Origin of the sequence: Streptosporangium sp. NPDC051023, from assembly GCF_040689595.1 — a bacterium.
Classification (GTDB): Bacteria; Actinomycetota; Actinomycetes; order Streptosporangiales; family Streptosporangiaceae; genus Streptosporangium.
Window position 1 is genome coordinate 1 of sequence record NZ_JBFBCE010000085.1, and the last position, 20471, is coordinate 20471.

16 protein-coding genes are annotated in these 20471 nt (G+C 69.4%); 5 read left to right on the forward strand and 11 right to left on the reverse strand.

From position 1 onward, the window contains the following. Positions 1-100: 100 nt before the first annotated feature. Both arc and AB0395_RS38030 read right to left on the reverse strand, forming a co-directional pair. A complete protein-coding gene (gene arc / locus AB0395_RS38025; RefSeq protein ID WP_366289759.1) occupies positions 101-1864 on the reverse strand; it encodes a proteasome ATPase in 1764 nt (587 codons plus the stop codon). A gap of 205 nt (positions 1865-2069) precedes the next feature. Then, a complete protein-coding gene (locus AB0395_RS38030; protein WP_366289762.1) occupies positions 2070-2948 on the reverse strand; it encodes a tRNA (adenine-N1)-methyltransferase in 879 nt (292 codons plus the stop codon). A gap of 139 nt (positions 2949-3087) precedes the next feature. Between AB0395_RS38030 and AB0395_RS38035 the strand changes: the two genes are divergently transcribed. After that, positions 3088-4200: a GNAT family N-acetyltransferase gene (locus tag AB0395_RS38035; RefSeq protein ID WP_366289765.1), complete on the forward strand. Its 1113-nt coding sequence runs from the start codon at positions 3088-3090 to the stop codon at positions 4198-4200. 5 nt (positions 4201-4205) lie between these two features. Here the strand turns inward: AB0395_RS38035 and AB0395_RS38040 are convergent, their stop codons facing one another. After that, entirely contained in the window at positions 4206-4994 is a 789-nt protein-coding gene (locus AB0395_RS38040) for a serine/threonine-protein kinase (protein WP_366289768.1), read from the reverse strand. A 111-nt stretch (positions 4995-5105) separates the two neighbouring features. Between AB0395_RS38040 and AB0395_RS38045 the strand changes: the two genes are divergently transcribed. Then, entirely contained in the window at positions 5106-7160 is a 2055-nt protein-coding gene (locus tag AB0395_RS38045) for a cation:proton antiporter (RefSeq protein ID WP_366289771.1), read from the forward strand. A 57-nt stretch (positions 7161-7217) separates the two neighbouring features. On the opposite strand, the gene AB0395_RS38050 is transcribed toward AB0395_RS38045, so the two are convergent. The 4 genes from AB0395_RS38050 to AB0395_RS38065 form a co-directional block, all read right to left on the reverse strand. Beyond that, positions 7218-8771: an FHA domain-containing protein gene (locus tag AB0395_RS38050; RefSeq protein WP_366289774.1), complete on the reverse strand. Its 1554-nt coding sequence runs from the start codon at positions 8769-8771 to the stop codon at positions 7218-7220. Next, positions 8768-9205: a hypothetical protein gene (locus tag AB0395_RS38055; protein WP_366289777.1), complete on the reverse strand. Its 438-nt coding sequence runs from the start codon at positions 9203-9205 to the stop codon at positions 8768-8770. The genes AB0395_RS38050 and AB0395_RS38055 overlap by 4 nt, the downstream gene beginning before the upstream one ends. A gap of 36 nt (positions 9206-9241) precedes the next feature. Further along, entirely contained in the window at positions 9242-10777 is a 1536-nt protein-coding gene (locus tag AB0395_RS38060; RefSeq protein WP_366289780.1) for a hypothetical protein, read from the reverse strand. 160 nt (positions 10778-10937) lie between these two features. Beyond that, complete coding sequence (locus tag AB0395_RS38065; RefSeq protein WP_366289864.1) at positions 10938-12029, reverse strand: site-2 protease family protein; 1092 nt, start codon at positions 12027-12029, stop codon at positions 10938-10940. 182 nt (positions 12030-12211) lie between these two features. On the opposite strand from AB0395_RS38065, the gene AB0395_RS38070 reads away from it, so the two are divergent. The 3 genes from AB0395_RS38070 (at position 12212) to AB0395_RS38080 (ending at position 15270) form a co-directional block, all read left to right on the forward strand. After that, positions 12212-13081 carry a RecB family exonuclease gene (locus AB0395_RS38070; RefSeq protein ID WP_366289783.1) on the forward strand — a complete coding sequence of 290 codons (870 nt, stop codon included), beginning with the start codon at positions 12212-12214 and terminating at the stop codon, positions 13079-13081. Between the two features lie 330 nt (positions 13082-13411). Then, on the forward strand, positions 13412-14587 hold the full coding sequence (locus tag AB0395_RS38075) for a sensor histidine kinase (protein ID WP_366289786.1): 1176 nt from the start codon (positions 13412-13414) through the stop codon (positions 14585-14587). Further along, the gene (locus AB0395_RS38080; protein ID WP_366289789.1) at positions 14587-15270 is read left to right on the forward strand and encodes a response regulator transcription factor; all 684 of its coding nucleotides are present in this window, start codon (positions 14587-14589) and stop codon (positions 15268-15270) included. The genes AB0395_RS38075 and AB0395_RS38080 overlap by 1 nt, the downstream gene beginning before the upstream one ends. Before the next feature lie 114 nt (positions 15271-15384). Here AB0395_RS38080 and AB0395_RS38085 read toward each other — a convergent pair whose 3' ends face one another. From AB0395_RS38085 to AB0395_RS38100, 4 genes are all read right to left on the reverse strand, one after another. Continuing rightward, entirely contained in the window at positions 15385-16446 is a 1062-nt protein-coding gene (locus AB0395_RS38085; protein WP_366289792.1) for a dipeptide ABC transporter ATP-binding protein, read from the reverse strand. A gap of 61 nt (positions 16447-16507) precedes the next feature. Next, positions 16508-17548, reverse strand: a complete 1041-nt coding sequence (locus AB0395_RS38090; RefSeq protein ID WP_366289795.1) for an ABC transporter ATP-binding protein — start codon at positions 17546-17548, stop codon at positions 16508-16510. Continuing rightward, complete coding sequence (locus AB0395_RS38095; RefSeq protein ID WP_366289798.1) at positions 17545-18558, reverse strand: ABC transporter permease; 1014 nt, start codon at positions 18556-18558, stop codon at positions 17545-17547. Before AB0395_RS38095 ends, AB0395_RS38090 begins: the two co-directional genes overlap by 4 nt. Positions 18559-18639: 81 nt before the next feature. Continuing rightward, positions 18640-20421, reverse strand: a complete 1782-nt coding sequence (locus AB0395_RS38100; RefSeq protein WP_366289801.1) for an ABC transporter substrate-binding protein — start codon at positions 20419-20421, stop codon at positions 18640-18642. Positions 20422-20471 lie beyond the last annotated feature (50 nt).

Sequence of the window (20471 nt, forward strand, 5' to 3'; positions counted from 1 at the left end):
GCCCAGGACGAAGACAAGGTTGAGGACCGCGTTGAGCGCGAAGGAGCCGACGGAGACCAGCAGCGGGGTTCGGGTGACGCGCTGTTGTCCGGTCGTGCCGTCAGAGGTACTGACCGGTGTTGGCGACCGTGTCGATGGACCGGCCCGCCTCGGTGCCCTGCTTGCCCGTCACGAGGGTGCGGATGTAGACGATCCGCTCGCCCTTCTTGCCGGAGATGCGAGCCCAGTCGTCGGGGTTGGTGGTGTTGGGCAGGTCCTCGTTCTCGGAGAACTCGTCCACGCAGGCGGCCAGCAGATGCTGGATCCGCAGGCCCTTCTGCCCGGAGTCGAGGAACTGCTTGATGGCCATCTTCTTGCCGCGGTCCACGATGTTCTGGATCATCGCGCCGGAGTTGAAGTCCTTGAAGTACAGGACCTCCTTGTCGCCGTTGGCGTAGGTCACCTCGAGGAAGCGGTTGTCCTCGCTCTCGGTGTACATCCGCTCGACCACCCGCTGGATCATGCCGGAGATGGTCCCCCCACGGCTGCCGCCGTGCTCGGCGAGATCGTCCGGGTGAAGCGGAAGGTCCTCGATGAGGTACTTCGAGAAGATGTCCTTGGCCGCCTCGGCGTCCGGCCGCTCGATCTTGATCTTGACGTCCAGGCGGCCGGGCCGCAGGATCGCCGGGTCGATCATGTCCTCGCGGTTGGAGGCACCGATCACGATGACGTTCTCCAGGCCCTCGACACCGTCGATCTCGGACAGGAGCTGGGGAACGATGGTGTTCTCGACGTCGGAGGAGACGCCGGAGCCTCGGGTCCGGAAGATCGAGTCCATCTCGTCGAAGAACACGATCACCGGGGTGCCCTCGGACGCCTTCTCCCTCGCACGCTGGAAGACCAGGCGGATGTGGCGCTCGGTCTCACCGACGTACTTGTTGAGAAGCTCGGGACCCTTGATGTTGAGGAAGAAGCTCTTGCCGGACTGACCGGTCTTCTCCGCGACCTGCTTGGCCAAGGAGTTGGCGACGGCCTTGGCGATCAGCGTCTTGCCGCAACCGGGCGGGCCGTACAGCAGCACGCCCTTCGGGGGACGGAGCTTGTGCTCACGGAAGAGGTCGGCGTGCAGGTAGGGAAGCTCGATGGCGTCCCGGATCTGCTCGATCTGCCGCATGAGCCCGCCGATCTCCTCGTAGGAGATGTCGGGCACCTCCTCCAGAACGAGCTCCTCGACCTCGGACTTGGGAATGCGCTCGTAGACGTAGCCGGAGCGCGGCTCCAGCAGCAGTGAGTCGCCCGCCCGGATCGGCTGGTCGAGCAGTGACTCGGCCAGTCTCACCACCCGCTCCTCGTCGGCGTGCGAGATCACCAGCGCGCGCTGGCCGTCCTCAAGGAGCTCCTTGAGCATCACGATCTCGCCGAGCTCCTCGTATCCGAGGGCCTCGACCACGTTGAGCGCCTCGTTGAGCATGACCTCCTGGCCACGCTTCAGCGATTCGACGTCCACTGCTGGACTGACGTTCACTCGAAGTTTGCGACCGCCGGTGAAAACCTCCACCGTGCTGTCTTCCCTGGACTCGAGGAACACGCCGAAGCCGGATGGCGGCTGCGCCAACCGGTCGACCTCCTCCTTGAGCGCGACGATCTGGTCCCTGGCCTCCTTGAGGGTGGCCACCAGACGCTCGTTCTGGCCGGTTACGGCCGCGAGGTTCGCCTGCACTTCATGGAGACGCTCTTCGAGGATCCTGGCCTGCCGGGGAGACTCCGTCAGCTTCCGACGTAGCGCGGTGATCTCCTCCTGCAGGAAGGAGACCTGTGTTGTGAGGTCAGCGACCTCCCGTTCGCGCTGCGCGGCTCGAGCCTCAGCGTCGTCGCGAGCTGCCACGGCGTCACCTCCTTCCCAGTCGAGACCGACTACTCAAAACCCTACCCATCTGGGGGCTGTCCCTTACCTGGCCGAGCAGTGCTCGTATGACTACATTAAGTAGGCAATGAATAATCCCTTATGGTGCGTTTAGTCCATGGAGCATAAGAACACGGGAATCTGTTCCCGCGTCACGCCCTGACGCACCCTCGTGGCCGAATCGTCATCAAGTGGTGGAAGACGCGGAAGACGCAGCCTCTTCGCCATATGCCCCCTTTGCCGGACGCCTGCGACGGGGTGGTGGCGTCACCCCGTCCGCCATGCGACGTGCCGTGACGAGAAACCCGGTGTGGCCGACCATCCGATGGTCGGGCCGTACGGCGAGGCCCTCGACATGCCAGTCGCGAACCAGGGTCTCCCACGCATGAGGCTCGGTGAAACTCCCGTGTTCGCGGAGAGTTTCCACCGTGCGGGACAACTGGGTCGTAGTCGCCACATAACAGCAGATGACACCACCTGGAGTGAGGGCCTTGGCCGCGGCGTCGACGCACTCCCACGGAGCAAGCATGTCCAGGATGATCCGGTCGACGTCGGTCTCGTCGAGCGCGTCCACGAAGTCGCCGACGACCAGGCGCCACTGGTCCATCGGACCACCGTAGAACTTCTCCACGTTCTTGGTGGCGACCTCGGCGAAGTCCTCGCGCCGCTCGTAGGAGGTGACCCTGCCCTCAAGGCCGACGGCGCGCAGCAGGAAGCAGGTGAGCGCGCCCGAGCCGACGCCCGCCTCGACAACGCGCGCACCGGGGAAGATGTCGGCCATGCCGACGATCTGCGCCGAGTCCTTCGGATAGATGACCGCGGCGCCACGCGGCATGGACAGCGTGTAGTCCTGGAGCAGGTGTCTGAACGCGAGATACTGGGTACCGCCGGACGAACGCACCACCGACCCCTCGGGCTGACCTATCAGGTCGCTGTGCGGGATGCCGCCCTTGTGCGTGTGAAAGACCCCGTCTTCCTTCAGCGTCACCGTGTGACGCTTGTTCTTGGGATCGGTGAGCTGAACCTGATCCCCGGCCTGAAACGGCCCATGCCTGCGAAAACCCATGCCCGCAAGGTTATCGGCGCACGGCCGCCGCCCGTCCCGTCCCAGCGGGCCGAGGCAGGCGCACCCCCTGTCCCGGCGGGGACCGCGGCTACCTGGAAATGATTGGTCGGCTTTCGCGGGAAACTGATAGCACTTGAGGATGCTCCCACGAGATGTGATCCTTTCCAGGGAAGTCATCCTGCGCCCGCCGACCCCAGCGGACATCGAGCCGATCGCTCGCGCCTGCGCGGATCCGCGGATCCACCGCTTCCTACCGGCGCTGCCGGTGCCGTACACACGCGACGACGCGGTCGCCTACCTGAAAGCGGCCGAGCAGGTCTGGGAGGCGGGCGGTGCCCTGTTCGCCGCCGCGGACCCCGGGACGGACGAGTGGATGGGGAACATCGAGCTCAAGCCGCTCGACGCGCGGGGCAACGGCGAGATCGGATACCTGGTCGCGCCATGGGCGCAGGGGCGCGGGGTCGCGACGGCGGCCACCAGGGCGCTGACCGACTGGGCCTTCGCCCTCGGCGTGCGGCGCCTCGAACTGCTGGCGAGCGTGGAGAATCTGGCCAGTCAGCGGGTCGCGATGGCGGCGGGCTTCCACCGCGAGGGCGTCAGGCGCTCCGCCGAGGCCCTCAGGGACGGCACCCGGGGCGACCTGGTGGCCTTCGCCAGGCTGCACGGCGAATCCGGGGAACGCCTACGGCCCTTCCTGCCCTCCTTCCCCGGCGGCTCGCTGTCCGACGGAGTGGTACGGCTGGTGCCACTCGGCCCCGAGGACACGCACGACTACCACATGCTCGAGAACCTGCCCGACGTGGTGCGCTACAGCGTCCCCCCTGAGGGGCCGGACCTGGTGAGGGCCGAGCGCCTGTGCCGGGAGACGGGCGCGCACTGGCTGGCCGGCGAGCGGGCCGAGATGACCATCAGGGACGCCGGGACGGGCGCCTTCGCCGGGCACATCCAGCTCACCTCCATCGTGCCCCTGCTGGGCCAGGCGATGACGGGCTACAGCATGCTGCCCGGGTTCCGTGGCAGGGGTTTCATGACCAGGGCGGTGAACCTGCTGGTGGAATGGGCCTTCGAGCACACCGCCCTGTCCAGGGTCGTCGCGGGCACCTCCCCCGCCAACCTCGCCTCGCACCGGGTGCTCGAGCGCGCGGGCTTCACCAGGGAAGGTCTCGTCCACGGCCTACTGCCGGGCCCGGGCGGCACCCGCCTGGACGACCTGCGGTGGTACCGGCTGCGGCGGGGGCGCACGGGAGCCTGACGGCCTCAGGCGAGCAGCGCGTAGAGGCGGTCGGCGACCCCTCTGGCGGTCGGACGCTTGGCCACGTCCCCGATGCAGGCCTGGACGAGCTCCGCCAGCTCGGGCTCCAGGTCGCCGTTGACCGACGGCTGTGTGGCGTAGACCTTGCGCAGGGTCAGCAGCGGGTCGTGGACGGGCAGCTCGCCGTACAGGCCGGTGCGGGTCACCGCCCAGTGCAGCGTCGCGCCCAGCGACCACACATCCCCCGCGGGGGACGGCCGTTCCCCCTGCAGCAGCGCGGGGTCGGTGAACTCGACCGAGCCGATGTCGCCCATCCCGGTCACCGTCGCGCCCGGCATCAGCACCTGCGACAACCCCAGATCGGAAAGCTTGCCCCCGGTCTCGGTGAGCAGCACGTTGCCGGGCCGGATGTCACGGTGCACGATGCCCTCCTCGTGCAGCGCCTGGGCGGCGTGGGCCACGCACGCGATCGAGCGCAGGATCCGCTCCCGCGACGGAGGCTCGGCGGGCAGTCTCAGGGAACCACCGGGGAGGTACTCCATCGAGTAGTAGAAAACCCCGCCCTGCTGCCCGGCGTCGTAGAGCGTCACGAGGTACGGCGAGCGCACCGCCGCGAAGGCCTTCAACTCCCTGGTCGCCCGCCGGAAGGCGTCGGTCCCGGTGCCCCCGACCACCTTCACCGCCACCAGCTCCGCCTCGACCGGCAGCCGCCGCGGCCTCCTCGCCAGATAGAACTCGCCATGGTTACCCGCCCCGAGCGGGCGGACGAACTCGTAGTCGGCGATGCCTTCCACCAACAACTCCCCTCAACGCACTGTGCGACACTCGCGGTGACATCCCGCAGACGGTAACGTCGCCTTGGTCATTCTCGGGGCTTTTCATTACTTACGGGAAGCGTGTCCCCAGTGCTCCACGTCGATCTGCTGCTGCTCGACCTCGTGATCGTCCTCATCGCGGCGCGACTACTCGGAGCCGCCGCGAAGCGGCTCGGCCAGCCTGCGGTCGTCGGCGAGATCGTGGCCGGCATCCTGCTCGGCCCGACCCTGCTCGGCCCGATCATCGGCGAGCGGCTGTTCGGGGCCGAGATGCGGCCCCCGCTGCAGGCTCTGGCCGACGTCGGGCTCGTGCTGTTCATGTTCGTCGTCGGCATGGAGCTCGACCAGAAACTGGTCAGGGGCAAGGGCAAGATCGCGGTGACCGTGGCGCTCGGCTCGACGCTCGTGCCGTTCGCGCTGGGCTGCGCGCTGGCGCTCGGCATCGCGGGCGACCACGTCGGCGGTGCGAAGACGCTGCCGTTCGTGCTGTTCATGGGTGCGGCGATGGCGGCGACCGCGTTCCCCGTGCTAGCCCGTGTCCTCACCGACCGGGGGATGCAGCGCATCACGCTCGGCGGCCTCTCGCTGGCCTCCGCCGCGGTCATCGACGTGCTCGCCTGGACAGCGCTGGCCGTGGTGATCGGCATCGCGGGCGCCGGTGAAGGCGAAGGGCAGTGGAAGGTCATGTTGGCCGTGCCATACGGGCTGCTGATGTTCCTGGTGGTCCGGCCGCTGCTGGCCCGTCTCGTACCCGCCTATGAGAAGGCGGGCAGGCTGACCCCCGGGCTGCTGTCGCTGGTGCTCATCGGCCTCATCGTCTCCTCCTGGGCCACCGAGTGGATGCACGTGCACTTCATCTTCGGGGCGTTCGTCTTCGGCGCCGTGATGCCCCGCGAGGGCGCGGAGCGGCTCAACCACGAGATCCTGGAACGCCTCGAACAGCTCGCCGTGCTCCTGCTGCTGCCGATGTTCTTCGTGGTCGCGGGGCTCAACGTCAACCTCCGCGCGCTGGACCTGTCCAGCCTGGGGACGCTGGCCGCGATCCTGGCGGTGGCGATCGGCGGCAAGCTGCTCGGCTCGTACGCCGCGGCGCGGACGCAGCTGCCCGGCCGGCAGGCGTGGGCGATCGCCACGCTGCTCAACACCCGAGGCCTGACCGAGATCGTCATCCTCAGCGTCGGCCTGCAGAAGGGCGTGCTCGACGACGAGCTGTACTCGCTGATGGTGGTGATGGCGCTGCTCACCACGGCGATGACGGGACCGCTGCTGCGGAGGATCTACCCCGACCGGCGGGTGGCACGCGACATCGCCGAGGCCGAGCGCGCCGCCCTCGGCGTGACCGCCGCCTACCGCGTGCTGGTCGTCGTCCCCGGCCCTCCCGGTGAGCAAGCCCGGCTGGCGGAGCTCGCCGCCGCCTTGGCTGGGGCCGGGTCCTCCTCCGAGGTGATCCTTGCGCACCTGCGGCCCTACCCGGACGAGCGCCTCGAGCTCGGAGCCGGTCTGTCGTCCGAGCTCGCCGAGCTGGCCGAGACCCTCCAGGAGCTGGAGTCCCTCGCGGGCGTCGTCCGCGCGCACGGTCCCGAGGTCAGGGTGGTGAGCCGGTTCAGCGCCGCCGTCGGCACCGAGCTGCCCGAGTTGGTCGCCGGGGCGGCCCCGGATCTCGTGGTGCTGCCGTCGGGAACCCCCGGCTACGCCGGGATCCGCGACGCGACCGTCTGTCCCGTGGTGACGGTCTTGTCGCCCGGCTCCCCCGGCCTGCCGCTCGGGCTCCCCGCGGGACCGGTCGCGGTGCGTCACGACCCGGGGGACGAGGCCGCCGCCCGGGTGGCGCTCACCCTCGCCCTCACGGGCGGCCGCCCCCTGATCGTCGCGGGCGGCAGTAGGGCCGCCGCCCTGGCGAGGCGGCTGGTCAAGCTCGGGGTCGCCGCCACCTCTGAGGCGGTTCCCGAGACGGCGCTGGTCGTCGCCCCGGACACGGGCGGTGACACAGGCGGGGACACTGCCAGAGGCGTGCATCTGCTGGTCCGCGCGGAGCAGGACGCCGATCCCGTCGACTGGGCGGCGGCGGTCTCTGCGCTGCGTGCCACGCTCTCGCGGGGCCGGGAGCCGGCGGAACCGGATCCCGTGGCCGCCCCGCAGGGGTGAGCCGGGCCACCGCCCCGGTGCCCGCTCACGTGCCGGTGCGGTGGATGGGCCGTCTTGCTAGCGGTTACGGTGCGACTCGTAGCGCATCGTGCGGGAGACGCCGATCCGCACGGTCGTGCCGGGCAGGATCGCGACCGGCTCGTTCGGCGGGATGTCGTAGAAGTTGGGGTCGCCCGGCGGCTGAATCTGGGTGCCGTTGACCGAGCCCAGGTCGACCAGGTTGACGTCCCAGCCGTCCAGCGCGACCCGCAGGTGGCGGCGGGAGACCGAGCCGTCGGGGCTGGTGACCTTCGCCGGGCGGACCGAGCCGTCGGCGACCTCCGGGGCCCGCTCGGGGTCACGGCCGACCAGGTAGTCGGTGTCGAGGCGGAGCGTCATGCCGTCGTCGAGGAGGAGCACGCCCAGCGGCGGGCGCGGCCCCTTGTAGGGAACGAGTGTCCGCTGGACCAGCGCGATGCCGCAGACCGCGCAGTACGGCACGCGCGGGTCGTTGAAGTGGTCGTTCTTGCAGTCGACCCCGTAGACGAGCGGCCGTGACTCGGGCTGCGGGTCCGCCTGCCCCGGCAGCGGCGCCGAGACCTCCGCCCCGCCCTGGGAGGCGCCCGGAGTCAGCAGCTCGTACTCGAAAGGCTGGTCGCGGACGTCGGGAGAGTCTCCCCCTGGAGCGCCGGGCCTGGCGGGCTCGACGTCCTCGTGCTGGATCATCGGGGGGACGTGCCCCTGCGCCGGTCCCTGCAGCGGGAGCCCGGGCACGGGCTCAGAGTGCCACGCCTGGGGCTGGGGGAGGGCGGGCTGCGGCGTCGGCGGGGCCGACGAGGACGCGGCGTAGTGGTCGGGAGGCCCCATCGGGTAGGGGGCGGGCGGGGCGCTCTCCACCGGCGGCGCGGACCACTCGGGGTGCGCCGAGACGGGTGCGGGGGCCGACCACTCGGGGTCCGACCACTCGGAGGGCGAGGAGACAGGCGAGGAGACAGGGGGGAGGACGGCCTCGGCGGGCTGCGACGACCACTCGGGCGTCGGCGGGACGGGCTCCGCCTGGGCGACCGGCTGACGAACGGCCTGGGGGACGGCCTCAGCCCTGGACTCGGCCCTGGACTCGGCAACGGGCTCCGGGCGCCAGGCCTGCCTGGGCTCCGCCCCGGCCTCCGCCGGGGCGCACACGACGCCGCCGCCGATGACCACACCACTGTCCAGCCGGGCGAACGGGTGCGCCTGCCCCGCCTCGGGAAGGCGCAGCTCGACCCGGGTGACCGGGCCGGGCACCAGCCGGTCGGACCAGGTGAGCGCGTCACGCCCGGCGAGCTGGACCTCGCCGCCGGAACCGGTGACCGAGGCGAACGCCGGGCCGCTGACCAGCACGGCCACTCCTGAGGACACCGGACCGGCGACGGCGCACGCCACGGGCTCGCCCATCATGACCGCCAGCACCTGGGCGACGCGACGAGCCAGCGCGCGGCCGTCCCCGCCGGAGGCGGCGGTCTCCCTGAGCGCGCCCAGCAGGTCCTCGACGACCGCCTCGGCCGCGTCGCACACCAGCAGCAGGCCGCCCACGTGGGCGACCAGCCCGTTGCCCGGAAGCGGACGCACCGCTCCGAAGCCCTCGTCGGTCACAGAACTCTCCCTCCCCGAAAACGCCACCGGATGAACGGCACCCGCATCGGCCCGTTCGCCACCAGCCACACGCAGATCCAGACGACGGTGAAATGCATCCAGAACGCGGCAGGTGGGACAGGGTCAATGAAACCAACCGCACCGGACCGTAGCAAAAAGTACAGCAGAAGGCCTTCAGGAACGAGTGTCAGCAAACCAAACAGCGTCGGCCAGTCCTTCTCCCACCGAAACTGCATGAGGAAGTGATAGACCAGCTCCCAGACGACTCCCAGCACGGCCACCGCCAGCAAGACCAGCAGCCCGTTGACGTAGCGGCCGCCGAGACCCTCTGAGGAGCCTGGCAGCACCGGGACGATCAGCAGCGTGACGATCACGCCCACGGTGGCGAGCAGGAAAAGGCGCGTCTGTACGCGCCCGAGCAAGGTCGGAACCACGGGGGAACTACTCTCCTTACAACGACGTACGGCCGCTCACAACGACGTGTTGAAAGCCCACTTGAACCACTGCGACGTCGACCGCAGCGGCCCCATCTTCTTGACGAACCCTCGCCTGGCGAGGTTGTCGGCGATCTCCTGGGCCGCGACCTGCAGTCCGAGGAAGGTGTCGACCCCGGGGAAGTAGCCGCCGAGCGTGGCGGATCCCGAGGCGTAGAGGGCCCCGTCACCACTGGCCGTGCCCTTCACCTCGAAGTGCCGCTCGACCTCAAGCCTGCCGACCGGGTTGCGGAAGGCGCCGCTGTGCTGGAGCAGGTCCGCGAAGATCCGGTGCTCGGAGATGTCCGCCTCGAGCCCGGTGCAGTCGATGATGTAGTCGGAGACCGGTTCGCGGACGATGCCGTCGCTGCTGCGCACGTAGCTGACCAGCCGCCCGTCCTTGGAACGTTCGACCCGGTCGACGGTGCCCTGCACGGGGTGGTAGTAGCCACCGCTGCGACCGGCGCGCATCTGCTCCTGCCAGTGCCTGCGGTAGGGGGTGTTGGTGCCGCCCATCTCCTTGTACTTCGCGGCACGCTGCGCGCCTTCCAGCTTGCGCATCTGCGCCTTCAGCTGGCCGCCCCACACCGACTTGGGATAGTTGAAGCCCTGGTAGGCCCAGCCGTCCCCGCCCTTGCGGCGGGCCCAGATGTGCGGGCCGTGCGAGCCGGTGACGAAGGTGCGGAAGATGTGCACGATCTGGGTCTGCAGGCCGTACTTCTTCCGGTCGTCGAACAGGCGCTGCAGCACGCGGGAGGCGACGATGCCGCCACCCCGGATGACGACCGTGCCCGGACGGGTCTTGAGGAACTCATAGACCTGCTCGTGCGGCTCGTAGGCGTTCACGACGTGCTGGTAGTCGTCGTGCTGCGTGCGGAACTCCTGCAGGTCCGGCAGGAACTTCAGGCCCGGGTAACCGATGGCGAGGTGCACGAAGCGCGAGCGGAAGATGATGCGCTTGGTCGGCACGGCCCCCTCCGGCGGGGTGACGACGGTGAAGTAACCGCCGCCCGCCCTGCGGCGGACCATCCGGACCTGGCCCTTGACCAGCATGTCCCAGTAGCCGATGCGCTTGGCCTCGCGTTCGAGGCTCTCGAAGACCGTGCCCGCGCGCGGCGTCCAGTAGTCGTTCAGCAGCGGCTCCGTCAGGAGCTGCCACAGGTAGGCCGGGGTCTTGTCCTTCCAGGTCTCCTGCAGGCCGTACGAGGGGAAGCCCCAGATGTTGTCGGGCCGGGAGGCCGAGTCGGAGCGGATCCGCTCGCCGCGGGGGATCTGCGAGCACCTGGTGAGGAACTCGTAGGTCTGCCACGGGGTGTCGATGTTGGAGATCACCCGCATCTGGGAGGTGGGGACACCGTAGATCCGCAGGTAGTCCAGCGTCACGAAAGAGCCCATGCCGCCACCGACCGTGAGGAACGGGATGTCGTACATGGGGATCCCCGCGGCGGCGACCATCTGGTCGCTCCATTCGGGCGTGCCGAGCAGCTCCTGGGTGAGGTCACCGGCGGGGGCCGGCGTGTGGGGGGGTGCCAATTCTGCGTCCCTTAGCTACATGGCCAACCGGTTCAGTTGGCCAGAACACTAGTCCTGGTGCGCGCCGAAAACGAGAGGGCGGACCGTCGGATCGTCTCCGGACCGCCGTGCCGTACGGACACGCACCCAGTCAGACGTCCAAAGAGGCCCCGTGGTTCGCCTAAACTCCGCTGAACACCCGGTTCACGTCGGCGGTCGCCAGCACCCCGAAGATCTCACCGCCGCGCTCGACCAGGAGGTACTCCCCGGCGGGCGCCTCGCGCATGGCGTCGATCAGGGCCTCCCCCGACAGGTCGGCGGCCAGCACCAGCGACGGTTCGAGGTTGCGTGCCAGGGAGCCCGCCGTCACCCAGGGGCGGCGGTTCTCCGGGGTCGCCTCGACCGCGACCTCGTTGACGATCCCGGTGGGACGGCCCTCGTGGTCGACCACGACCATTGCCCCCGCCTGGGCCTCCGCGGCCCGGCGCAGCGCCTCGGCGAGCGGCACGTCACCGGTGACCGGGATGGCGCGTCTGGCCAGGGCACGGGCGTTGACCTGCGGGATGCGGGCCCGCACCCGGGCACCGCGCAGCGACTGGGTCGCGCCGAGCCAGATGAAGGAGGCCAGCAGGATGGACCAGACGAGCATGCTCGGACTCGGTGCCTGCCCGCTGACCAGCGCGAGGCCGACGGGCACCGCGACCAGGCCGACGGCGAGCACCCGGCCGACCCAGGCCGCGGCCACGGTGCCGGAGCCCGCGTTCCTGGTCGCCTTCCACACGCCCGCGCGCAGCATGCGCCCGCCGTCGAGCGGCAGCCCCGGTAGCAGGTTGAACACCCCGACGATCAGGTTGGCCAGCCACAGCTGGAAGGTGAGGACGCCGAGGATGGTGTTCGGGTCGATGACCCGGTAGGCGAAGAACCCGACGCCCGCCAGGCCGAGGGAGAGCAGGGGGCCGGCGAAGGCGACCATGAACTCCCTGCTGGGGGTCTCCGGCTCGCGCTCGATCTCGGAGACGCCGCCGAGCAGGTAGAGGGTGATGCGACGGACGGGCAGGCCGTACATCCTGGCGACCACGCAGTGGGCCAGCTCGTGCAGGAGCACCGAGACGTACAGCAGCACCGCGAAGACGAAGGCGACGACATAGGTCATCGGGATGTTCAGCCCGGGCAGCCGGATGCTCACCGACTCCTGGAAGGTGAAGGTGATGAACGCCGCCACGATGAACCAGGTCGGCGAGACGTAGACGGGAATGCCGAACGGCCGCCCCATCCGCAGTCCTGGGTTGTCCTGGCGCGGGCTCTCGCTGCTCACCGCTGGCTCACCATTCCTCGCTCACTTCGCCTTCAGGCCTCGATGCTACGCGCCATCGGGCCCCCCGCAGACGTCCCGATGCCAACCTCGGCCCCAAACTGCCGTCCCGAACTGTCGCCTCAGTGACCTACAGTGCGGACATGTCACTGACCGAGCCCACGATCATCGGAGCCCTGTCGCCGTCCCGCGCCGGTGACTTCATGACGTGCCCGCTGCTCTACCGCTTCCGGGTGATCGATCGGCTGCCGGAGCCGCCGTCACCCGCCGCGGTGCGCGGCACGATGGTCCACTCGGTGCTGGAGCGCCTCTACGACCTTCCTGCCCCCGCGCGCACCTCGGCCGCGGCTCTGGAGCTGCTCGAGCCGCAGTGGCGCAGGTTGCTGACCCAGGAACCCGCCTACGGCGACATGTTCGCCGACGAGGCCGAGCGGGCCGAGTGGCTCGCCCAGGCGGGCGCCATGCTGGAACGCTACTTCACACTGGAGGACCCCACCTGCCTCGAGCCCGCGGAGCGGGAGCTCTATGTGGAGGCGGTGCTGGACAACGGCCTGATGCTGCGCGGCTACATCGACCGGCTCGACGTGGCGCCGACCGGCGAGGTGCGGGTCGTCGACTACAAGACGGGCAGCGCGCCCGGCCCCGCCTTCGAGGCCAAGGCGCTGTTCCAGATGAAGTTCTACGCGCTGACGCTGTGGCGGCTGCACGGTTCGATCCCGCGCCTGCTGCAGCTGATGTACCTGGGGGGTGGCGGTGAGGTCCTGCGCTACGCCCCGGACGAGGCGGATCTGCGCGCCACAGAGCGCAAGGTGCGGGCGCTGTGGACCGCCATCGAGCGGGCGATGGAGACCGGTGAGTGGCCGCCGAGGCCCAGCCGTCTGTGTGACTGGTGCCACTACCAGGAGCTGTGCCCGCAGTTCGGCGGCACTCCCCCGCCGCTGCCCGAACGACAGCCCGGCGACACCGTGCGCAGCACGAGGCGCGCGCCCAGGGCCGCGACCGACGAGCTCTGAGCGGACGCCCGCGGCCCCTTCCCGTCCCTTCCTTGCCCGTACGGGGCTCTCGGGGGCCGGTGAGGGGCTGCCTCCCGGAAAGCCCAGCGGCCCTGGCCCTGGAGGCCCGCACAGCCCCTCCCGCGCCCTCTCCCGGTGTCCCCCATGCCCTGCCGCCTGTCCGTGCCCGCGCGCGTCCCCGGCCGCCCCTTGGAAGACACCTTCCAAGAGCCGTAAAACCCTCTGGACTCTCCAGGAACTCACGCGTTCCTGATCGGTCATCCGTGAGTATGAGGGCGATATCCACCCGCAGCAGGGTGGCGGCAGGGGCTGGGCGCCTAAATTGATTGTGTGCGCAACACCCCCGGCGGCCTGCGGGTCTGGCTCCACGATCGCCCGTTGGTCCCCGACGCGATCCTGGCGGTAGTGCTCGCGGCGGCCGCCGTGCTTTTCCTGCGCGCCGACCCGCCCCGTCCCGGGGTGCCGGACGGCCTCGCCGTCATCCTCGTCGTGGCCTGCTGCCTGTCCCTGGTGCTGCGCCGCAGTAAGCCGTTCCCCCTGCTGGTCCTGGTCTGCCTGGCGGGCGTCGTCCTCACCTTGCTCGGCCTGGACGGCCTGCCGCTCTGGCCCGCCACGCTGACGCTGGTCTACACGGTCGCCGCCCACCGCGGCCTGGCGCTCAGTCTGTGCGCGCTGGCCTGGAGCTTCGCCTGCCACCTCGTCTCCGCGACGCTGGGCGGCGGGCTCGGCGCCTGGGGCGTCCACCTGCCGTTGGCCGTCCTCAGCGTCACCCTGTGGATCACGGGCCGGAGCGTCCGGCTTCGCGAGGCCTACCTGGCGGAGCTGCGCGACCGGGCCGAGCGCACGGAGCGGGCCAGGGAGGCGGACACGCGGGCGGCCAGGGCCGAGGAGCGTTCCCGCATCGCCAGGGAACTGCACGACGTGGTCGCCCACCATGTGAGCGTGATGACCGTCCAGGCCTCTGCGGCACGCCGGGTGCTGGCGACCAACCCCGAAGGGGCCAGGGAGGCGCTGTCGGCGATCGAGGAAACGGGCAGGACGGCGATGGCGGAGATGCGCAACATCGTGGGCGTGCTCAGGACCGACGCCGCGCCCGCGGAACGGAACCCGCAGCCGGGAGTCGGGGAGATCCCCACACTGGTCGAGCAGATGCGCGAGGCGGGCCTGCGAACGCAGCTGTGGATCGAGGGAGAGGCGAGGGGACTGCCCCCCGGCGTCGACCTCGCCGCCTACCGGCTGGTCCAGGAGGCGCTGACCAACAGCCTGCGGCACGCAGGGCCTCTGGCGCGTGCCTGGGTGACGGTACGGCACGAGCACGGCCAGCTGGCCGTACAGATCGAGGACGACGGCCAGGGGCTCGACAGCGCCCGCGCGGGTGATCGGACCGGTCACGGTCTGGTCGGCATTCGCGAGCGTGTCGCCCTCTATGGTGGAGTCCTGAGGATCGGCCCGCGCCCAGAGGGTGGATTCGAGGTCAATGCCCGGTTTCCTCTCAAGGACGTGTGATGACGATCAGAGTGCTGCTGGTGGACGACCAGCCACTGCTGCGCACCGGCTTCCGTCTCATCCTGGAAGCAGAGTCCGACGTCACCGTGGTCGGCGAGGCCGGGGACGGCAAGGCGGCCCAGGACCAGTCGCGCGCGCTGCTGCCCGACGTGGTGCTGATGGACATCCGGATGCCGGGCGTCGACGGCATCGAGGCGACCCGCAGGATCGTCCGCGAGGCGACGGGCGGGGCGCACGTCCCCAAGGTGCTGGTGCTGACGACCTTCGACCTTGACGAGTACATCGTGGAGGCGCTGCGCGCCGGGGCCAGCGGCTTCCTTCTGAAGGACGTCCCGCCCGACGAACTGGTGCAGGCCATCCGGGTGGTCGCGGCGGGCGACGCCATCGTCGCGCCGAGCGTCACCCGCAGGCTGCTGGACAAGTTCGGGGCACGCCTGCCCTCCGCGTACCAGCAGTCGACCCCCGCCCGCCTCGACCGGCTCACCGAGCGCGAGCTTGAGGTGCTGCGGCTGATCGCCAGAGGCATGTCGAACGCGGAGATCGCCGCGGAGCTGGTGGTGAGCGAGACGACGGTCAAGACCCACGTCGGCAACGTGCTCACCAAGCTCGGCCTGCGCGACCGTGTCCAGGCCGTGGTCCTCGCCTACGAGACCGGCCTGATCACCCCGGGCGCCATCCCCTAGAGCGGGTGGCCGCCCCGATGTGACGGGGATCCGCGAACCGCCCCGGCGACGGCCGCGGGAAGACACTCGTCTCGTACGGCCCGGCGGGCCGTACGAGACGAGGTGCGGGACGGATCAGGCAGAAACGGTCTCCGCGGGCTTCGTCTCGCCCGCGTTCGGGGCGTTCTCCGGGAAGTGACAGGCGACCTGGTGCCGGGGGGCCAGCTCAAGCAGCGGCGGCTCGACCGTCTTGCAGATCTCCTGGGCCTTCCAGCACCGGGTGTGGAAGCGGCAGGCGGCAGGCGGGTTGAGCGGGCTGGGCACGTCGCCCTGGAGCCGGATGCGCTCGCGGTCCTTGCGGCGGGCCGGGTCGGGCACCGGTACCGCCGACATGAGGGCGGTGGTGTACGGGTGCATGGGCGAGTCGTACAGGGACTTGCGGTCGGCCAGCTCGACGATCTTGCCGAGGTACATGACCGCGACCCGGTCGCTGATGTGCCGGATGACCGACAGGTCGTGCGCGACGATGACGTAGGTCAGGTCGAGCTCGTTCTGCAGGTCCTCGAGGAGGTTGACCACCTGGGCCTGGATCGACACGTCCAGCGCGGAGACCGGCTCGTCGGCGATGATCAGCTTGGGCTTGAGCGCGAGCGTGCGGGCGATGCCGATGCGCTGGCGCTGGCCGCCGGAGAACTCGTGCGGGTAGCGGTTGTAGTGCTCCGGGTTGAGGCCGACCAGCTCCAGGATGTCCTGGACCGCCTTCTTCGTGCCCTGCTCCGACTTGATCCCCTGGATGCGGAAGGGCGCGCTGACGATGGCGCCGACCGTGTGCCGGGGGTTGAGCGAGGAGTAGGGGTCCTGGAAGATCATCTGCACGTCGCGGCGGAGCGGGCGGATCCTCGGCTGCGACATGTGGGTGATGTCATGGCCCTCGAAGAGGATCTTTCCTCCCGTCGGCTCAAGCAGCCGGGTGATCAGCCTGCCGGTGGTGCTCTTGCCGCAGCCGGACTCGCCGACCAGGCCGAGCGTCTCCCCCCTGCGGACGTCGAAGCTGACCCCGTCGACGGCCTTGACCGCGCCGACCTGGCGGCGGAGCAGGCCCTTCGTCACCGGGAAGTGTTTCTGGAGCCCCTGGACGGACAGCAGCACCTCGGGCTCGGCCGAGGTGGCGGCGCCCTTGTCTTCCTGCGAGGTCACGCGCCCTCCCCCGTCACTCGCGGGCATCCCGTGCGCCCACCGGCTCGCTGGCTACGCTCGCTCACGTGCTCTCCATCATCGGCTTGATCTCGTTGTCCCAGATGGACCGCCGCTCCGTGCGAGGCATGTGGCAGCGGACCAGATGACCGCCCTCGGTCTCCAGCAGCTCGGGCACCTCCGAGGTGGACTTCCCCTCGGTACGGCCCACGAAGCCACACCGGGGGTTGAAGGCGCAGCCGGACGGCACGTTGATCAGGGACGGCGGGGTGCCCTTGATCGGGAGCAGCCGCTCGGTCCGCTCACGGTCCAGGCGGGGCATCGACCCCAGCAAACCCCAGGTGTAGGGGTGCTCGGGCCGGTAGAAGATGTCCTCTGCGGAGCCGTACTCGATGCACTTGCCGCCGTACATCACCAGGATGTCGTCCGACAGCTCGGCCACGACGCCGAGGTCGTGGGTGATGATGATCAGCGCGGAGTTGAACTCGCGCTGCAGGTCGGTCATGAGGTCCAGGATCTGCGCCTGGACGGTCACGTCGAGGGCCGTGGTCGGCTCGTCGGCGATCAGCAGCTCGGGGTCGCAGGAGAGCGCCATGGCGATCATCGCGCGCTGGCGCATGCCACCGGAGAACTGGTGGGGGTAGTCGTCGACCCGCCTGTCCGGCTGCGGGATGCCGACCCGGCCGAGCATGTCGATCGCGTGCTTGCGGGCGACGCCCTTGCTGACCTTGTGGTGGATCCGGTAGGCCTCGACGATCTGGGCCCCGACGGAGTAGAAGGGATGCATCGCGGACAGCGGATCCTGGAAGATCATCGCCATCTTCTTGCCGCGCAGCGTCCGCACGTGGTCGGCGCTGGCGCTGACGAGTTCCTCACCGTCGAGCCAGATCTCACCGGAGATCTTCGCCCTGCCACCCTTGTGCAGGCCCAGGATGCCCAGGCTGGTCACGCTCTTGCCTGAGCCCGACTCGCCCACGATGCCGAGGGTCTTGCCCCGCTCGAGCTTGTACGACAGTCCGTCGACGGACTTGACCAGGCCGTCTTCGGTCGGGAAGTGGATGCGCAGATCGCGCAGCTCGAGGAAGGACTCGGGTGGAGTCGTCATGAGAGCCTCACCCTCGGGTCGACCACCGCGTACAGGATGTCCACGATGAGGTTGGCCAGGACGATGAAGAAGGCCGCGAACAGGGTCACGCCCAGCACCACCGGCAGGTCGTTGCCGCGGATCGCGTCGATGACCAGCTTGCCGATGCCCTGGATGGAGAAGGTGCTCTCGGTGAGCACCGCGCCGCCCAGCAGCAGGCCCAGGTCGAGGCCGAAGATGGTGAGGATCGGGGTCAGCGTGGCGCGCAGGGCGTGCTTGGTGACGACGGTGCGCTCCCTGAGCCCCTTGGCGCGAGCCGTGCGGATGTAGTCCTCACCCATCGTCTCCAGCATGCCCGCCCTGGTGAGCCGGGCATACAGGGCCGCGTAGAGGAACGCCAGGGTGATCCAGGGCAGCACGAGCGCCTGGAACCACATGACGGGGTTCTCCGTGATGGGGGTGTAGCTGCCTCCGCCGGGGAAGATGCCGAGCGTGTAGGCGAACACCGACAGGGACAGCAGGCCGGTGAAGTAGATCGGCAGCGAGACGCCCGCGAGCGCGACCGTCATGGCCGCCCTGTCGAGCACGCTGCCACGTCTCAGCGCGGAGACGACGCCGATGCTGACGCCGGTGACGAGCCAGAGGACCGCGGCGCCGATCGCGAGCGAGAGCGTCGCGGGAAGGCGGTCGAGAAGCGTCGGCCAGACCGGCTGGTTGTTGTTGAAGGAGAAGCCGAAGCAGGGCGCGGGGCACTCGGCCTTCTTGGGGCCGAGGGAGTAATCCTGACCGGCGACGATGCCCTGGGCGAACCGTCCGTACTGCACGAGGAGCGGATCGTCCAGATGCAGCCGCTTGACTGCTCCCTGAATCGCCTCGGGTGTGGCGTCCCGTCCCACGTAACGCGAGGCCATGCCCTCGGGGGTCTGCCCCAGGGCGCGCGGGATGAGGAAGAAGATCGCGAAGGTGGCCATGCTGACAACGGCGAGCATCAGCACGGCGGCGATCACGCGGCGGACGATGAATGCGACCACGATCGTTCGGCCGGAGTGCCCGGGAGGATCGCTCCCGGGCACCGTCAGGCCTTCACCTGCCTTTGGCTAGCTAGAGAAGGACTACTGCTTGACGCCCAGCCAGGTGTAGTCGTACATCCCCCAGGCGGGGTGCACGTACACGTTGGTCAGGTTGGAGGGACGGAAGATCAGGGTCTTCTCGTAGACGAACGACATGAACGCCGCCGACTCCATGACCTTCTGGTCGACCTGCGCCCAGATCTCGTTGCGGGCGGTGGCGTCGGGAGTCTGGATGCCCTTGTCGAGCAGCTCGTTGATCGCCGGGTCGTTCAGCTCCATCTGGTTGTAGTTGCCGGAGGGCTTGATGGCGCGGCCGTCGACGATCTGCGACAGGAAGCCGAAGCCGGACGGCCAGTCGGCGCCCCAGCCGGCGATCATGATGCCCAGGTTGTTCTTGTGCACGAAGTCCGGCTTGCCGGCGTACTGCGCGCTCCAGTCACCCGAGGGGTACTTCTTGATGGTCAGCTTGATGCCGACCCGGGCGAGCGAGGCCTGCAGGGCCTCGGCGACCTGGACCTCCTTGGTCCGGTCACCGCGGACCGCGAGGTTCGCCTCGAAGCCGTTCGGCTGGCCACAGGCCGTCAGGGCCTCCTTGGCCTTGGTCAGGTCACCCTTGTGGTCGGCGCCGTTGGGGTAGAGGTCGAACTGCTTGTAGCCGACGGTGGTCGGGGTCATCGCGGTGGTGCCGATCTCACCGCCGAGCGGGCCGCCCCACGGTGCCTGGGTGGCGGTCTTGTCGGTGGCGTACTGCACGGCCTTGCGGCACTCGACGTTGTCGAACGGCTTGACCTTGGTCGACATCATCGCGTAGCGGTTGAACGGCGTGAAGGGGTTGTCCGTCGAGTCCTTCAGCTTGGGGTCGCTGACAACCTTGGCGCGGCCCGCGGGCTGCATGCCGGTGCCCGCCAGGTCGACCTGGATCTGCCCGGCGATCAGGCGGTTGTCGATGTCCTCGCCGTTCTGGCCGTACTGCACCTCGATGCGGTCCGGCAGCTGCTTGCGGGTGGTGTCGGTCGCCGGGTCCCAGTTCGTGTTCCTGACGAGGTTGAGCTGCTTGCCGACCTCGTAACTCTCGAACTTGTACGGGCCGGTCGAGACGACGGCCTTCTCGTAGTCGACACCGGTGTCCTTGGCCTGCGGCACCGGGGCGGTCTGCGGGTTGGAGACCAGGAAGTCGAACTCGGAGAACGGCGCCTTGAGCTTGAAGACGACGGTGTAGTCGTCGGGGGTCTCGATGCCCTTGAAGTCGTCGAGGTTCTTGTCCTTGTAGGGACCCTTGTAGTCACCCGCGTCGAGGTACAGCGCGAAGTACTTCGGACCGTCGGTCAGCTCGTCGGTGAAGTTGCTGCGGGCGACGGCGTACTTGATGTCCGCGGCCTTGACCTCGGTGCCGTCGTCGTACTTGATGCCCTTTTTGAGCTTGTAGGTCCAGGTCTTGCCATCGGCGCTGACCTCACCGGCGGACTCCGCCAGGTCGGGGACCAGCTTCAGGCCCGCCTCACCGGGCTGGGCGGTGTAGGTCATCAGAGGACGGGCGTACAGCCGCGTGAAGTTCCAGTTCCAGGCGTAGTAGGTGTTGCCCGGATCCGTGGAGTCCGGCTCGTTGGTCAGCGCGAACTTGAGCGTGCCGCCCTTGGCGTCGGAGGGGTTGACGACCTTGGTGTAGGCGTCGTTGTACTTGGCGGTCGAGGCGGCGGCGCCGTCGGTGGCCTTGTTCCCGGAGGACGTGTTGCCACCGCCACCGGCCGTACCGCCGCAGGCGGCAAGCCCCATGGTCAGCACGGTACCCAGCGCGGCGAACGCCAGGGCGTTGGTCTTCCTCATCGTGGTGGTACACCCCTTGTCATGAGTGACGGTGATATGGAAAAACGGTC

What these genes read in the sequence shown, in the direction of transcription:
- AB0395_RS38065 (WP_366289864.1), bottom strand. Translation starts at nt 12,029, where the DNA reads ATGGGGCGGCCGTTCGGCATTCCCGTCTACGTCTCGCCGACCTGGTTC.
- AB0395_RS38090 (WP_366289795.1), bottom strand. Translation starts at nt 17,548, where the DNA reads ATGACGACTCCACCCGAGTCCTTCCTCGAGCTGCGCGATCTGCGCATC.
- AB0395_RS38080 (WP_366289789.1), top strand. Translation starts at nt 14,587, where the DNA reads ATGACGATCAGAGTGCTGCTGGTGGACGACCAGCCACTGCTGCGCACC.
- AB0395_RS38070 (WP_366289783.1), top strand. Translation starts at nt 12,212, where the DNA reads ATGTCACTGACCGAGCCCACGATCATCGGAGCCCTGTCGCCGTCCCGC.
- AB0395_RS38035 (WP_366289765.1), top strand. Translation starts at nt 3,088, where the DNA reads ATGCTCCCACGAGATGTGATCCTTTCCAGGGAAGTCATCCTGCGCCCG.
- AB0395_RS38030 (WP_366289762.1), bottom strand. Translation starts at nt 2,948, where the DNA reads ATGGGTTTTCGCAGGCATGGGCCGTTTCAGGCCGGGGATCAGGTTCAG.
- AB0395_RS38100 (WP_366289801.1), bottom strand. Translation starts at nt 20,421, where the DNA reads ATGAGGAAGACCAACGCCCTGGCGTTCGCCGCGCTGGGTACCGTGCTG.